This window comes from Streptomyces krungchingensis, assembly GCF_054729265.1.
In genome coordinates this window covers 1,303,265-1,318,129 of the sequence record NZ_JBPUKY010000001.1, presented here as the reverse complement: position 1 = coordinate 1,318,129, position 14,865 = coordinate 1,303,265, and the positions used below count along the sequence as shown (strand labels likewise).

General features: G+C 68.6%; 12 protein-coding genes. 4 read left to right on the top strand and 8 right to left on the bottom strand.

The window, feature by feature from the left end:
- The first annotated feature begins 13 nt into the window (after nt 1-13).
- Nucleotides 14-946 carry an alpha/beta hydrolase gene (locus tag ACSYGO_RS06005; RefSeq protein ID WP_460385999.1) on the top strand — a complete coding sequence of 311 codons (933 nt, stop codon included), beginning with the start codon at nt 14-16 and terminating at the stop codon, nt 944-946.
- 463 nt (nt 947-1,409) lie between these two features.
- Here the strand turns inward: ACSYGO_RS06005 and ACSYGO_RS06000 are convergent, their stop codons facing one another.
- On the bottom strand, nt 1,410-1,853 hold the full coding sequence (locus tag ACSYGO_RS06000; RefSeq protein WP_345650928.1) for a VOC family protein: 444 nt from the start codon (nt 1,851-1,853) through the stop codon (nt 1,410-1,412).
- A gap of 374 nt (nt 1,854-2,227) precedes the next feature.
- Between ACSYGO_RS06000 and ACSYGO_RS05995 the strand changes: the two genes are divergently transcribed.
- Complete coding sequence (locus ACSYGO_RS05995) at nt 2,228-2,995, top strand: glucose 1-dehydrogenase (RefSeq protein WP_460385998.1); 768 nt, start codon at nt 2,228-2,230, stop codon at nt 2,993-2,995.
- A 334-nt stretch (nt 2,996-3,329) separates the two neighbouring features.
- A complete protein-coding gene (locus ACSYGO_RS05990; protein WP_460385996.1) occupies nt 3,330-3,485 on the top strand; it encodes a hypothetical protein in 156 nt (51 codons plus the stop codon).
- Nucleotides 3,486-3,869: 384 nt separating this feature from the next.
- Here the strand turns inward: ACSYGO_RS05990 and ACSYGO_RS05985 are convergent, their stop codons facing one another.
- Both ACSYGO_RS05985 and ACSYGO_RS05980 read right to left on the bottom strand, forming a co-directional pair.
- Nucleotides 3,870-4,940: an FAD-dependent monooxygenase gene (locus ACSYGO_RS05985; RefSeq protein WP_460385995.1), complete on the bottom strand. Its 1,071-nt coding sequence runs from the start codon at nt 4,938-4,940 to the stop codon at nt 3,870-3,872.
- A gap of 722 nt (nt 4,941-5,662) precedes the next feature.
- Nucleotides 5,663-6,169 (bottom strand): hypothetical protein, encoded by a 507-nt coding sequence (locus ACSYGO_RS05980; RefSeq protein WP_460385994.1) that lies wholly within the window; start codon nt 6,167-6,169, stop codon nt 5,663-5,665.
- An 844-nt stretch (nt 6,170-7,013) separates the two neighbouring features.
- Between ACSYGO_RS05980 and ACSYGO_RS05975 the strand changes: the two genes are divergently transcribed.
- Nucleotides 7,014-7,448, top strand: coding sequence for a (R)-mandelonitrile lyase (locus ACSYGO_RS05975; protein WP_426678293.1), 435 nt, complete (start codon nt 7,014-7,016; stop codon nt 7,446-7,448).
- Nucleotides 7,449-7,833: 385 nt separating this feature from the next.
- Here ACSYGO_RS05975 and ACSYGO_RS05970 read toward each other — a convergent pair whose 3' ends face one another.
- From ACSYGO_RS05970 to ACSYGO_RS05950, 5 genes are all read right to left on the bottom strand, one after another.
- Complete coding sequence (locus ACSYGO_RS05970; RefSeq protein ID WP_460385993.1) at nt 7,834-9,309, bottom strand: aldehyde dehydrogenase family protein; 1,476 nt, start codon at nt 9,307-9,309, stop codon at nt 7,834-7,836.
- 55 nt (nt 9,310-9,364) lie between these two features.
- Entirely contained in the window at nt 9,365-10,381 is a 1,017-nt protein-coding gene (locus ACSYGO_RS05965; protein ID WP_426678295.1) for an alcohol dehydrogenase catalytic domain-containing protein, read from the bottom strand.
- 30 nt (nt 10,382-10,411) lie between these two features.
- Complete coding sequence (locus ACSYGO_RS05960) at nt 10,412-12,355, bottom strand: hydantoinase B/oxoprolinase family protein (RefSeq protein ID WP_460385992.1); 1,944 nt, start codon at nt 12,353-12,355, stop codon at nt 10,412-10,414.
- 2 nt (nt 12,356-12,357) lie between these two features.
- Entirely contained in the window at nt 12,358-14,397 is a 2,040-nt protein-coding gene (locus tag ACSYGO_RS05955) for a hydantoinase/oxoprolinase family protein (protein ID WP_460385991.1), read from the bottom strand.
- Between the two features lie 73 nt (nt 14,398-14,470).
- Nucleotides 14,471-14,680 (bottom strand): hypothetical protein, encoded by a 210-nt coding sequence (locus ACSYGO_RS05950; RefSeq protein ID WP_460385990.1) that lies wholly within the window; start codon nt 14,678-14,680, stop codon nt 14,471-14,473.
- Between the last annotated feature and the right edge of the window lie 185 nt (nt 14,681-14,865).

Here is a 14,865-nt window from a genome sequence, read left to right as displayed (position 1 = left end):
AGGAATCGCACTCATGACCAACAGCATCAAGCATGTGTCCGTCAAGGCACTGGCCTGGGATCTGGCTGCTGACATCTACTTCCCGCCGGGGTTCGACGAGAGCAAGACGTACCCGGCGATCGTCAGCGTCCACCCCATCGGATCGTGCAAGGAACAGACCTCCGGCAACGTCTACGGAACGGCGCTGGCGGACGAAGGGTTCGTCGTCATCGCCTTCGACGCCAGTTTCCAGGGCGCGAGCGGTGGAGAGCCGCGGTCGATCGAGGACCCGGTGTTCCGCGTCCAGGACATCAGCTACGTCATCGACCACCTGGTGACGCTGCCGTACGTCGACGCCGACCGCATCGGGGTCATCGGCGTGTGCGGTGGTGGCGGTTACTCCATCAACGCCGCCATGACCGATCGTCGTATCAAGGCCGTCGGAAGTGTGACCGGCGTGAACTTCGGACGCCTCATGCACGAGTCCTTCAGCGGCTACGACCCCATCGGCGCCCTCGACGCCATCGCCGCGCAGCGCACCGCCGAGGCGCGTGGAGCCGAGCGTCAGGTGACCCAGTACCTGCCGGCCTCTCCCGAGGTGGCCAAGGAGAACGGCCTCACCGAGCTCGACCTGTTCGAGGCCACCGAGTACTACCGCACCGACCGCGGCCAGGCCCCCGGCGGCCGTACCGAGGGCCTCTTCTCCCGGAATGCCACGTCGGTCGGCTGGGACGCCTTCAACCGCGCCGAGGTTCTCCTCACGCGTCCGCTGTGCGTCGTCGTCGGCGACAAGCCCGGTGCGTTCGGCGCCTACCGGGACGGCATGGAGATCTACCGCCGCGCGGCATCGAAGGACAAGGAGCTCGTCGTCGCGGAAGGTTTCTCCCACTACGACCTGTACGACCAGCCCGAGCCGGTCAAGATCGCCCTGGGCCACCTGATCCCGTTCTACAAGAAGTACCTCTGATCAACACCGAAGAACCGCCCCTGACCAGTCTCTGCAGGTCAGGGGCGGTTCTTTCATGGGTGACGGGTCCCCTCCGCGGCTCGGTGCCGAAGAGGGCGACGCCTCGAATGATCTCGCCGACACGCGCCATGCCGCCGGGTCCGGGAACATCGTCAACGTCTCGTCCGTCGCGGCCACCTGTCCGGCGCCGCACGGGGATCCCTGCTCGCCGAGCCGGGCGGGACCGGCGTCCCCGAGCAGCCGGCCGCCGCCGTCCCGGGCTGTACGGATCCAGCGGGGCGCGACGCACCGGCGGTGGCAGGGGTTCGCAGGGCGGTCCGGGGCAACCCACCAGCTGCAGCACCGGCAGGGCGCCCCGTACCGGCCTGCCGGCACTGCGTTCCGTGGAGGGCGACTGTCGACGACCAAGTGAAGGCCGCCTTCGGTCATTGCCCTCTTGGCCGATACGCCCGTGTGCCGCCCGCTACTTCTTCGCGTGAATGTGCGGAACGGGGTGCGGAATCTTCTGATCCGTGGGCAGGTTGTCGATGACCATGTCCCCGGCGAAGACCTCGATCAGATACCCGTCGGGGTCGGCGGCCATGAAGATGCTGAGAGGTCCCAGACCGACCGGCTCGAACGCCACCTCGTAGCCGGCCGCCGCGAGCTCGTCCCGGGCGACCTGGACGTCGTCGACCTCCAGAACGAGCGGCGACCACCCGGGGCACGAGGGAACGGGCAGCACATCGCCGTTCATGAGGATGACGCGACGTCCCCCGGTCTCGTCCTCGAGGAGAACCTCGGTGATGTCCGGGTCGGTGAAGTTGAATCGCGCGACTTCCCGCAGGCCGAACACGCCCGTGTAGAACGCGAGAGAGCGATCGAGGTCGCCCACCACGACCTTGGTGCTGTAAAAACGACCGTTCATCAGGTGCATCTCCGTATGAGATCGGGGAGTCCAGCGGGCCTGTTCTCGACCGCTCGTGGACGCCGGGCCCGTCCGTGGCCCGCCGAGCCATCTCATCCACTGCATCCCCCTGCGAGGAAGACCTCAGCCCGGAAGTGTCCAGGAAGTTGGACACCGGGTTTCCCGGTGGGGAAATGGGGCCGGAAGCGGGTACGCAGAGCCTTCCCAGGGAGTATTTATATGATATACGATTTTGCGGTTGGTCCTCCGGACGGCGTCGTCGGCATCGTGGCGGCGCATCGCGAGGCACTCGAACACCTGGTGACACGGCCCTGCCGGCTTCCTGCCGATCGGGGCGATCGGATGGGCCCGCGCGCCCGAAAGGATGTCAGCACATGACAGTCACGTACGACTACACGGGAAAGGTCGCGCTGGTCACCGGAGCCGGCTCTGGTATCGGACGGGCCGCGGCGGTGGCCTTCGCCCGGTCGGGAGCCGTGGTCGCTCTGCTTGACCTCAACGCGGAAGGCCTCGACGAGACGGTGGCGCTGATCGCCGAAGCCGGAGGCAAGTCTCATGCCATGGTCACGGACGTGTCGGACGCCGGCCAGGTGGAACGTGCGGTCGCCTCCACCGTCGAGGTGCTCGGCCGGCTCGACGTGGCGTTCAACAACGCCGCGACCTTCGACGCGCCCCAGGCCGTGGACGAGCAGGATGTGGACTCCTGGAACCGCGTTCTCGGGGTGAACCTCTCCGGGATGTTCTATTGCATGAAGTATGAAGCTGCGGCGATGCTGGCGACCGGCGGCGGCGCGATCGTCAACACGGGCTCCGTCGCGAGCGAGATCGCCTCGCTCGGCCTCACGGCCTACACCGCGACCAAGCATGCGGTCGTGGGTCTGACGAAGAAGGCGGCTCTCGACTACGCGACGCGAGGGATCCGAGTCAATGCCGTGCTTCCCGGGGCCATCGACACCCCGATGGCGGCCACCTTCAGCGGAGGAACCGAGGAGGGACGCGCCGCCATGGTCGCCCTCGAACCGATCGGGCGGCTGGGCCGGCCGGAGGAGATCGCGAACGCGGTCCTGTGGCTCAGCTCCGACGCGGCATCGTTCGTCACGGGCCACTGCCTCGCGGTCGAGGGCGGCTGGCTGGCCCGCTGATCGTCCGAGCGCTTCGGTGTCCCCCTTCCCGCCAGGGGACCGACGTGGCGGTTTCCTCGATGCGTGCCGAGCGCTCGACGAGCTCCACACCGGCTGGGCCGTAGCACTCGCTGCCACGGCTCCAGTCGTGTTGCCCCGCAGTACGGCCTGCGCGAACACGTCCGAGTCAACCATCAGGCCATGGGCGCCGGTTGGGACGATGAAGCGCAGGAGTGGGAACTCAAGGTCGTCGAGGGCGGCCGGAACCGCAGGATCGTGCGTGCCACCGCGGTCTGACCTCGCTTGTACATGTGTGGGCACCTGCCTCGGCGGTGCAGTCGCCGGCTGTAGGCCGATGCCCTACGAGTTGCCCTCTGTGAACGCCGCGACGGGGGCCGACGACGCCATGCAGGGCATCGCCCTCATCGGAGAGCTCGCGAGCGTCACCGGTGGCTACTGCGGCGGGTTCGCCGACATGGGCAGCGGCAGAGCGGCGTACGCGGTCGACTGATGTGGCGTCGGCGGTCGGCCGGTCCGGGACCTCGGCGGCGACGGGATGCGCGTCGGCGGGCCGGTCGAAGGTCCGGAACGAGGGGGGAAGGCAGCCGCCTGGTTGAACAGACCTCCGTAGAACTCCAGCCACTTGGACTGGTTGAAGGCGACTGCCGCGGCGATGCGTCCGTGGTGACCGTAGACGGTGACGAAGCGGCGTTGGTCGACCGAACCCTGAGCGATGACGACCTGGTCGGCGAAGGTGGGCACGCCCACGGACTTGATCTCGCTCCCCGGTCGACGAGGGTCACCGGCAGACCCATACTCTTGTCGACGAAGTGGCAGTGGTCGTCACCGGCGATCTGTTCGGTGACCGCTGTGCCCCGGAATCAGTCCGCTCGGGTCAGGCGACTTCGCTGGAGAAGGAGCGGCTGAACTGCTGTCCCGACCGCACCAGGTCACGGGCGCTGTGCAGGCGCGTCATCTGGTACGAGCGGAGGCACTCCGCCATGGTCGATCCGGGCAGACCGGCCGCGAGGGCCTCGGCGAGGGCCTCGGCGTCCTTCACCGACTGGTCGAAGCCCTGGCCGGTCATCGGTGTCTGAACGTGCGCGGCGTTCCCGACGAGCGTGAGACGTCCGTTGGCGATCGTGTCAGGCACGTACTCCGTGATCGGGGTGCCGATGAGCTGACGTCGGCTGATGCGGTCGAGGACCGCGCTCCGCCACGGCTGGGGCCACAGGTCGCGGGCCTGGGCCTCGAGTTCGCGGTACGTCTGCTCCGGGATGTCGTCGTTGCGCAGCGAGCGCCGCACCACGTTGCCGACGATGCGGCCCTTCTCACGAAAGAGGTCGTTGCGGGTCGCGTCGAACCAGGCGAAGCCCAACTGGCGGGCTCCGACGGCGCGACTGCCGTCCTTGCCCAGGAGGGGATAGCCGACGAAGTAGTCGTCTCCGCCCGACATCATGTCGGGTCCTTCCTGGTTGCGACGCAGGCGGTGCGCCGCAGGGAGGTCGGCTTCCTCGGCGATGCCGAGCCAGAGGACGTAGCCGGCGAAGGTCGCGTCGGGCTTGTGCGGTGCGACACCTCGTCGTACGACACTGCGGTGGCCGTCGGCACCGATGACGATGTCGGCTCGGAAGGTCCTGCCGTCCGAGGTGGTCACCCAGGCGGCATCCGCGTCCTGGCCGACGCTCGCCACGACGGTGTGGTGAAGAAGTTCGATACGGGGATCGGCCTCGACGGCCACCCGCAGCCTGGCATGGACCGCGGACCAGGAGTGCATCGCGCTCGACCCGCCGGCGGCGATGGCGATCAGAGACGGTACGGTGCGGTTCGAGCCGTCCAGCAGCTTCGTCTCGCCGTGCAAGTCGACGCCGACAAGGCCGAGCGCGGCGCCGCTTTGCGGAGAGGGACCTGATCGCTCGAGCATCGTGACGTGGAAACCGGCCCGGGAGAGAGTCAGTCCGGTCATCAGGCCCGACAGGGAAGCACCCACGACGATGGCGGTGCCCCGGCGCTGGTGTCGGTCTGCGGCATGGTGTGTTTCGCGTATGTCTGTGCTCATGAGGCTCTGCTGTTCTCGTGGAGTGGTGGGGTGCGGCCGAAGCGGGGGCGGCGAGTGCGGGTAGCCACCGGGAACAGTGGCTGTCCGGTGGCGTGCAGACGCGAGTCGTCCGTGCCGTGGCTTTGGTGGGGCGTGGACGCCCGACCGCTTGTGCGGTGCCCCCGCAGGCGAAGGTGGTGTCCGGGACGCAGCGAAGGCGGCCTCGACTATGGCGGACATGACCTCCGGCTTGCGTGCGGCGGCGGGTGCGAATTCCTCGGGACGGCCATGTCGGACATCCCGTCGACCACCCCGTCGAGGTTCGCACTCCCACATGTCCACGAAAAGGGTAGATTTCTATACCCCTCAGAAGAGGGCTGTTCCAGGTACAAAAAACTGGCCCCCACAGTTCTTTGCGCACAGGAATGCGGGGCGGCATGGGGCCCGGTCGCTGCCGTTCTCGCAGTGGCCGGGAATGCCGCCCCGCCAGGGCTCGCGCTTTACTCGCTGTCCCCTGTCAGCCGCCGCTCAAGTACCGGTGGCTCCCGCACTGGACCGATGGTTCGGCGTAGGTGTTCCGGCGTGTCTTCGGCGGGCGGACCATGCCGGCCGAAGACACCGCTTTTCACGCACCCCAGTAGGTGCGTACCTCAGTTCCGCTCGCCACGGTCGCTGATCCAGTTCTGGAAGCGGCTGTCGCTGTCACGGTACTGACGGCTGTGGTCGTAACCGGTGTCCTTGAAGTTCCGGTAGGACGCGCGGTTGTCGTCCCAGCGGTCGGACCTGTCCTGGTGGTCCCGAACCCAGCGTTCGTCGCGGTTGTAGCGGTGTCCGTCGCGGTTGTGGCGGTGTCCGTCACGGTCGTAACGGTAGTCATCGCGGTCGTAGCGGTGTCCGTCGCGTTCGTAGCGGTAGCCCGAGTTTCGGTCCTCGTCGTGAGTGCGGACCCGCTGGCCCGAACCCTCGTGACCACTCCAGTTGCCCTGTTCACCCCTGTCGTGGGTGGCGTGGCCGAGGGATCCGGCCGAGACGGTGACGGGGGCACCAGTCGACAGGGGCGCCGCCGATGCCGAGCCGCCGGCGCCGACGAGCGCAGCAGTCACCACCGCCGCGGAGGTGACGGCGACAGCAGCCCGACGCGCAATCTTGTGTGCCATGGTCTTTGCTCCTTGCTATCCCCACGTTCCTCTGAAATATGCCAGTGGGGGCTTGTTTTGATTGGCAAAGGAGACCCTACGCCCGCATAAGTGAAGGGCGAGCTGTCTTTGGCGTGATGTGCACCATGTCGGGTCATTCGCCTAATCCGGAATATTTCGCAGGCATCGATCGGCTCTGAGAACACCACGCCGATAGCCTTCGTGGCGCAAAGGAAGATCGATCCGTGGCCGGGTTGCGCCCCTCTCCGTGCAGCACGGGAAGCTCGCCGAAGCGCGGTCGCGCCGGGGGAAGCGAAGAGTGCCGGCGCTCACGCGCCTGAAAGGGCGTGGTCCGCACCCGCTCGGTCCCCTCCCGTGACCGTGCGGCCTCTTCCCGGGCCTCCCTCTCCCGGGTTTCCGGCAGGTCGGGCATCGACGGCGCCAACTGCCGCCACATGCGGACCCGATCAGGCGATCCGCCCCATCTCCCTTGCCGGCGACCGGAGTTCATGCGCACACGGCCATGGCTGCGACATGGGCGCCGGACGCGGCGACGGCTGACGTCCGCAGGCCTTGCCCTGTCAATCGAACACATAATATATTCACGCGAGATGGAAGTCGTGCGCGCTGATCCGAGGCCTGGCGGTCCGCCAGGAGGCACTTGGAGTCGAGCTCGTGAAGAGCCCGCTCGAGAACGCTCCCGAATTCCTGTCACTCATGGGGAAGTTGGTGGCACCGCACCGACCCGCGGGAGATCCATCAAGTGTGCGAGCAGCCGGGGGAGTGGCAGCGCGGCGCTCTTTCCTGGCCCTCCCGCAGTCCGTGGCTCTTGTCTCCCGATCATTCCCACATGCGAGGAGTTCCCATGGAGTTGAAGCCGGTGGCACCTGCCGCCAAAGGCCCCGCGAGCCGGTTCGTGGGGGATGTCTACTCCACCGCGATCGCCGGCCGCGAGGAACCGTCTCCCCTGATCGCCGCAGTCGTACGGTTCGTGCCCGGGGCGCGCACCCATTGGCACTCCCACGCGCTGGGCCAGACGCTGTACGTCACCGAAGGGGTCGGTCTGGTCGGCACTCGGGACGGCGAGGTCGTGTGCGTTCGGGCCGGTGACACGGTGTACGCCCCTCCTGGCGAGGAGCACTGGCACGGCGCGACGGCCGGCGACGTGATGTGTCACGTCGCGATGGTCGTCCGCGACGGGGATACTCCGGACACCACCTGGCTCGAGGCTGTCTCCGACGAGGAGTTCCAGGCGGCCAATGAGGCTGTGGCGCCGTCACGGGTGGACGCCGTCCGATGAGGACCGGAGGCATCGGCCTGGGGAACAGGAGTTGGGTGGAACTGGGTGAGCAGGCCGCGGATGCGGTTGCTTGAAGTTCTGGTACGGGATCCGGGCAGCATTCACGACTCGGTGCCGAAGTACATTCAGCTCGAAGCCCATGGCCACCAGGGCTTCCGCATGGACGTCATGCCGAGAGACCCAGTCCACGACCAGCAACAGCTACACCGCCAAGGACGCTTGCGACGAGCATCGACCAGCTCGTTGCTGTGTGCCGGCCCCCGGTGGTCTCGGCCCACTCCGCGGCCCAGGCCGCATGCCGACACCCCGGGCGAGACGCCCAGGGAGCGGCGAAGGCCGGTGGTGATCCACCGATCACCACCCGGCCCTCGTTCTCGTGTGCGCCCTAGCCCAGGTTCATGTACACGGCCTTCGGGTACAGGTAGCTCTCCACGTGCTCCCGTGCGCCCTTCCAGCCGTAACCGCTCATCTTGGTGCCCCCGAACCCGATCGCGGGGTCGAGCACGCCATAGCAGTTGACCCAGACGGTGCCCGCGTCGATCGCCTTCGACACCTTGTGCGCCGTGGACACGTTCTGCGTCCACAGACCGCCGGCCAGGCCGTACGGAGTGGCGTTGGCCAGCCGGATCGCCTCGTCCATGTCGTCGAACGGGATCACCGTGGCCACCGGGCCGAAGATCTCCTCCTGCGCGATGGTCATGTCGTTGGTGGCGCCCGCGAATACCGTCGGCTCGATGTAGTACCCGTCCGCGTGTTCGCCCCTGAGGCGGCTTCCGCCCGCCACCAGGCGGGCTTCGTTGCTGCCGATCTCGATGTAGTGCTGCACCCGCTCCAGCTGCCGGGCCGAGATCAGCGGGCCGATCTGGGTGTCCGGGTCCAGGCCGTTGCCCACCCGCACCGTCTTGGTGAACTCGCCCAGCCGTTCCACGAACTCGTCGTGGATCGGCCGCTGCACGAAGATCCGCGTGCCGGCCACGCACACCTGGCCGCTGTTCGTGTACACGCCCATCGCGGCGCCGGGCACGGCCAGGTCCAGGTCGGCGTCCGCGAACACGATGTCCGGCGACTTGCCACCCAGCTCCATCTGAAGCCGCTTCATATTGCCCGCCGACGCCCGCACGATGGTCTGCGCCGTGCCCACCGAGCCGGTGAAGGCGATCCGGTCCACGCCGTGATGTTCGGCGAGCGCGCTGCCCGCGTCCTTCCCGTAGCCGGTGACCACGTTGATCACGCCATCCGGCACGCCGGCCTCGGTCAGCAGCTCCGCCACCCGCAGTACCGACAGCGACGCGTCCTCGGCCGGCTTGAGCACCGCCGTGCAGCCGGTGGCGAGCGCCGGGCCGAATATCCACCACAGGCCGATCAGCGGGCCGTTCCACGGGATGATCCCCCCGACGACGCCGACGGGCTCCAGGTACTTCAGCGTCAGGAAGTCCCCGGGCAGGGAGTTCGGTGCCGTCGCCACCGTTGTCGCGCCGGTCTGGCCGGCGAAGAACTGCAGTACCTGGCTCGTCCACTCCTTCAGTCCGCGGGTGCGGGCCAGCGGCGCGCCCATGTCGAGGGTCTCGATCATGGCGAGTTCGTCGAAGTTGTCCATCATCACGTCGTGGACCTTCAGCAGCAGCTTGCGCCGCTCGTGCGGTGTCCACCGCGACCACTCGCCCTCGAATGCGGTGCGCGCCGCCTTGACCGCGGCGTCCACGTCAGCCGCGCCACCCGCGGCGATCGCGCCGAGGGAGGATCCGGTGGCGGGGTTGATCACGTCGATCGTCTCGCCCGACGCGGCCGGTACCCAGCGTCCGCCGATCAGGTTCTGCTTCGTGCTCCCTACGAACGCCGGGAGCTCGTATGTGGTGGTCATCGTCAATTCAATCCGTTCTCATCGGACTCGAAAGCGGTCTGGATCGGATCCGAAGTCAGTCGAACTCGAAGACGCCCTTGCCGGCGTCCTGTTTGTCGAACCACGCATAGGCATCGGCCGCCTGGTCCAGCCGCCAGGTGTGCGAGTACAGGTCGTCCACGGGCAGGTCGTGCGCCACGATGAAATCGGCACACCGCGCCTGCTCGATGGAGGACTGCGTCCAGCTCGTCATCACCGTCCACTGCTTCTTGTAGACCGCCTGCGTGGTGAACTTCACCTCGCCCGGCAGGCCCGTGAACACCACCCGGCCGAACGTGCCCAGCACACTGAACGCGTCATCGGCCGCGCGGCCGGACGTCTCCATCACCACGTCGGCGAGCCGCCCCCGCGTGTACTGCGCGACCACGTCCGCCAGCGACTCCGAGCGGGAATTGACCACCACGTCCGCGCCGAACGCCCGCGACTTCGCCAGCCGCCGGTCGTCCACGTCCACCGCGATCACCTTCGCGCCCGTCGCAGCCGCGAACATCGTCGCCGAGAGGCCCACGGGCCCCTGCCCGATGACGACGGTGACGGTGTCCTCCACCCCGCCGAGCCGCTTGATCGCACCCCACGCGGTGCCCGTGCCGCAGCCGATCGCGGCGCCCGCCTTGAACGACAGCTGCTCCGGCATCGGCAGCAGCGCGGCCACCGGCACCACCGCGTACGGCGCGTGGCCGCCGTTCACGTGGACCGCCATCGTCCTGCCCGGCGCGGTCTCGCACATCTGCGGCCAACCCACCCGGCAGCGGCGACAGGTCCCGCAGCCGAAGTAGTGGTGGATCATCACGCGATCGCCCGGCGTGGCCTGCGCCGGGGTGACGCCCTCACCTACCGCGTACACCTCGCCGCACGGCTCGTGCCCCTGGATCACCGAGTGGTCGAAGTCGAAATTGCCGTGGTAGAAGTGCAGGTCGCTGCCGCACATGCCGGACGCGCGGATCTTCACCACGACCTCGCCGAGGCCGGGCTCGGGGTCGGCGAAGTCCGTCAGGGCGACGGTGCCGTCGCCCGCGAAGGTGATGCCCTTCATGATGTCGGTCTCCTTCGGATGGCCGGGTGGTTACTTCGCGCGGAGTTGGGCGGTGGCGGCGGCGTCGATCCGCAGGCCTTCCGGGTCGTGGTGCGGGTCGCCCACCACCACGACGCCGTAGTCGCGGGCGGCGCCCTCGATGCTCACGTACTCGTTGCGGACGTCGCGCAGCACCGCCTCCGGGTCGCGGGTGAGCGGGTCGCCCCAGCCGCCGCCGCCGTTGGTCAGGCAGCGCAGCACCGTGTTCGGCGCCGTTCGCCACACGTTCTGGCTCGCGAAGTAGTGGTAGCGGCCGTGCTCCGGGTCCAGGTGCTTCGCCTCCGGGTCCAGCACGCCGGCCACCGGGACGCTGTCCCGGTAGACCTCCGGCTCCGTGCCCAGCATGGTGGTGCCGGCGCCGTCAGCCTGCGGGAACAGCCACATCGCGCCGTTCGGGCCCGGACGCCCGCCGTTCGCGCCCACGCCGCTCGGCTCCTTCGTGCGGAACGGTGAGAGGTACTGCTCCGCGGCGGTCAGCCACAGCGTGTCCTTGAGGTTCGCCGCGCCGCCGCGGAACGCCCCGGGCCCGCCGCTGTCGATGGCGTGCTCCTTGCGCAGCAGCACCACCGGCGACTCGTGCTCGATGGTCTCCGTGGCCGGGTCCAGGTTGTTCAGCGGGAACAGCACCGTGTAGCTGTCGCCGTCGCCGTGCCGGGTGGCGCCCCACGGGCCGTGTTCGCCGCCGCACTGGGTGGCGCTGGTCCAGAACGTGCCGTCGTCCCGCGTGCCCGACGCGTTGTGGGTGTTGGTGGAGCCGTAGTCGCCGGCCACGCCGCGCTCGCCCAGCACCGGGTTGAGCGCGTCGAAGATCGCTGACACCACCGCCCCGGAGGCCTCCCAGAACATCATGATGCCGCCGTCGGGCGGCAGCGACGAGACGAACGAGCCGGCCGGGGTGACCACGTCGATGTTGCGCCACGTTCCGGAGGTGAACCGCACCGTCGGGTCGAGCAGCATGGTCAGCGCCACGCCGGCCGCGGTCTTGGTGTCCAGCACACCACAGTTGATGCAGGTGCGGGCCTGCCCGGTGGTACCGGACAGGTCGACCTCGATCTCCGTGCCGCGCTTGCGCAGCGTCACGTGCACCCGGTACTCCTCGGTGTCGTCCAGGCCGTCGGCGTCCACCAGCGCGGAGCCGGGGTAGTCGCCGTCCGGGACCTGCGCGATGGCGTCGCGCATCCGCTCCGCCGAGGTGTCGCACGAGTACGTCAGATTGCCCAGGAAAGCGTCCAGCCCGTAGCGCTCGATATTGCTGTGGACCAGCTGCTCGCCCAGCTTGAGCTGGTGCAGCATGCTCTTGAAGTCGGGCAACAGCATGCTGCCCCAGCGGGTGTTGTCGAAGATCAGGCTGAACGTGCCGCGCACCGGCCGGTCCTGCGACCACAGCAGCATCGGCGGGATCACCAGGCCGTTCTCGTAGACGTTGCGCTTGGTCGCCGAGAACCCGCCGGGCACGGTGCCGCCCATGTCCAACTGGTGCGCGCACATGTTCACGAACGCCACGATCCGGCCCTCGTGGAACACCGGGCGGATGAACGCCACGTCGTTCACGTGCCGGCCGCCGCGGTACGGGTCGTTGCAGATCAGTACGTCGCCGGGGCGCAGGTTCTCCGGGCCGTACTCGACCACGGTGTTGCGCACCGCGTCGCCCATGGTGCCCAGGAACACCATGAGGCTGTTGCTCACCCCGGCCATCGGGTAGCCCTGCTCCGGCGGGCCGCTGATGGTGCAGGCGAAGTCGTACCAGTCGCGGATGATGGGGGAGAAGGCCTCCCGCATGAAGCCGGTGGACATGTGCTCGACGATGTAGTCGAGCCGGTTGCGCAGGACCGACGCGGTGAATCGGTCGCTGCCGTACCGGGCCGCGAAGTCGTCGTCGGACAGGTCACGGATCCGGTCGGCCTGCCGCACGGCGGGTTCGATGGTGTCGGTCATGATCAGTGGTTCCTCCGGATGACGATCTCGCCGTACTCGCCGACGGTGGCGCTCTGGCTCGCGCCGATGTGCGTGGTGGACAGGCCCTCGTGCACGATGGCGGGGCCGACGATCTCGTCGCCGGCGCGCAGCGACTCGCGGTCGTAGACGGTGGCGGTCCGGTCACCGTCGCCGCCGTCCGAGGTGTCGCCCAGGTAGCGCAGCGTGCGGGTGCCCACGGGGAGCAGTGGCACGTCACCGCGCGCGGGGAGCTTCGGGTACTCGATCTTGTCGGTCTTCAGCACGGCGCGGACGCGGAACGTGACGCCCTCGACGGGCATCGCCTCGAACCGGTTGTCGGACCGCGACTCGTAGGTGTCGTGGAAGCCGGCCACCATGGCGGCCACCGCGTCGGCGTCCAGCGTGCCGTCGGGCACCGGGATGAACGGCGTCTCCCAGCTCTGGCCCACCAGGTGGGCGTCCATGCTGCGCTGCAGCTCGACGTCGCCATCGCCCACCTGGGCCCGCAGCTCGTGCTCCATCTCCACGAAGATGGCGTCGATGCGCTCGGCGTTCGCGTCGTCGAGCATCAGGTAGGCGCTGCGGTTGACCGTGAACACCTGGTCCGCCGACAGCAGCCCGAGTGCCGAGAACAGGCCGGGGCTCGGCGGGACGATCACCTCCTTGCACCGCACGGCGTCGAGCACGGCGGGCAGCAGCATGGGGCCGGCCGCCCCGAACGCCACCAGGCTGTAGTCGCGCGGGTCGACGCCGTTCTTGATGGCCACGTTGAACAGACCCTCGGCCATGTTGTGCACGGCCATCTCGTAGGCGTAGCGCACCCGCTGCTGCAGCGTGAACGGGGTCTCGAGCGATTCGAACGCGCGCTGGGACAGGCTCCGGTCGATGGCCACCTCGCCGCCTGCGAAGCCGTCGGGGTCCAGGATGCCGATCATCAGGCAGGTGTCGGTGGTGGTGGGTGCGGTACCGCCGCGACCGAAGCACGCCGGGCCCGGCTCGGCGCGGGCGCTGTCCGGGCCCACCTGGATCTCGCCGCCCCCGCCGATGCGCACGATGGAGCCGCCACCGGCACCGATGCTGGAGATGTCATTGGCGAGCGCGTTGACCACGAGGTCGTGCTCCAGCTCGAACGACGTGTTCACGAACGGCTCGCCGCCGGTCACCACGCTGATGTCACAGCTCGTGCCGCCGACGTCGGCGCACAACAGCTCGGTCCGGCCTGTCAGTTTGCCGAAGTGGGCGCAGGCGACGGTGCCGGCCGCCGGCCCGGAGAACACGATGCGGAACGGCTTCGCCATCGCGTGCTCGGCCGGCACCAGCGTGGCCGCGCAGTCCGCGAAGTTCAGCGAGCCCGTGAAACCGAGCCCGGTGAGGCCGGCGGACAGCCGGTCGGTGTAGTCGGAGTAGATGATCTTCATCAGCGTGTCGATCACCGTGGTGGAAGCCCGCGCGTACTCCTTGGCCAGCGGGGAGACCTCGCTGGAGATCGACACGGGAACGTCACCCACGATCTCCCGGACCAGCTCGCGCAGCCGCAGTTCGTGGGCGGGGTTGACGTACGCGTTGATCAGGCAGATCGCGACGCCCTCGACGCCGCAGCGGGCCAGCGTCTCGATCTCGGCGCGGGCCTGGGCCTCGTCGAGCTTGAACAGCACTTCGCCGCCCGCGAGTATCCGCTCGCCGATGCCGCGCCGCAGGTAGCGGTCGATCAGCGGCTTCGCGGCGTCGCCGAAGCTGCGCCGCCAGCCGGGATCGAGCATCGCGTCGGACGGCCGCCACACGCGACCCATGTCCAGGATGTCGCGGTGCCCCTCGGTCGCCAGGAAGCCGATCTTCGGGAGCTTGCGTGTGATCACCGCGTTCAGACCGTGCGTGCTGGCGTGGTTGAAGACGGTCGATCCGTCGACACCGAGGCGCTCCGCGCCGCGCAGCACGGGCGCGGCGACGTCGGTGTACTCGGTGGACACCTTGGTGGTGAGGATCTTGCCGTCGCGCCAGCCGACGACGTCGGTGAAGGTTCCGCCTACATCAACGGCGATCATGTGGTTCTTCCTTCGGATAGTGGATCGGGGGAGTGGCCGGGATGAGTTGGGCCCGCGAGTGGAGCCCTCCGGCTCAGAGCTGGTCGACGAGCAGGTTGATCGGTCCGAGCCGGTTCGCCGGCGTGCGGCGGACCGAGGTCAGGCAGTGCCGGCACTTGACCACGTGGGTCCACCCGGTCTCGCCGACCACGTCGTACGCGGCGAGACCGGCCCGGCCGCAGCCAGGGCAGTCGCCGGCGACGGGCGTCCGCTCGACGGGGCGCGGGGGTGCGATCTGGCTCATTCGGGTCTCCCGTGCGGTGTCGTCGTGGGTTCGGTGAACGCCGCGCAACGGTAGGAATGAGTGACCTGGGGCACAATCCGCGGGGCGAAGGCCTGTCCGCTCGGCGAAATGGACGTCCGGCGGGTGCACCGGACATCCGACGCGCGAAGCCACGGTCGCCGTAAAAAATATTGTGTACGATGACG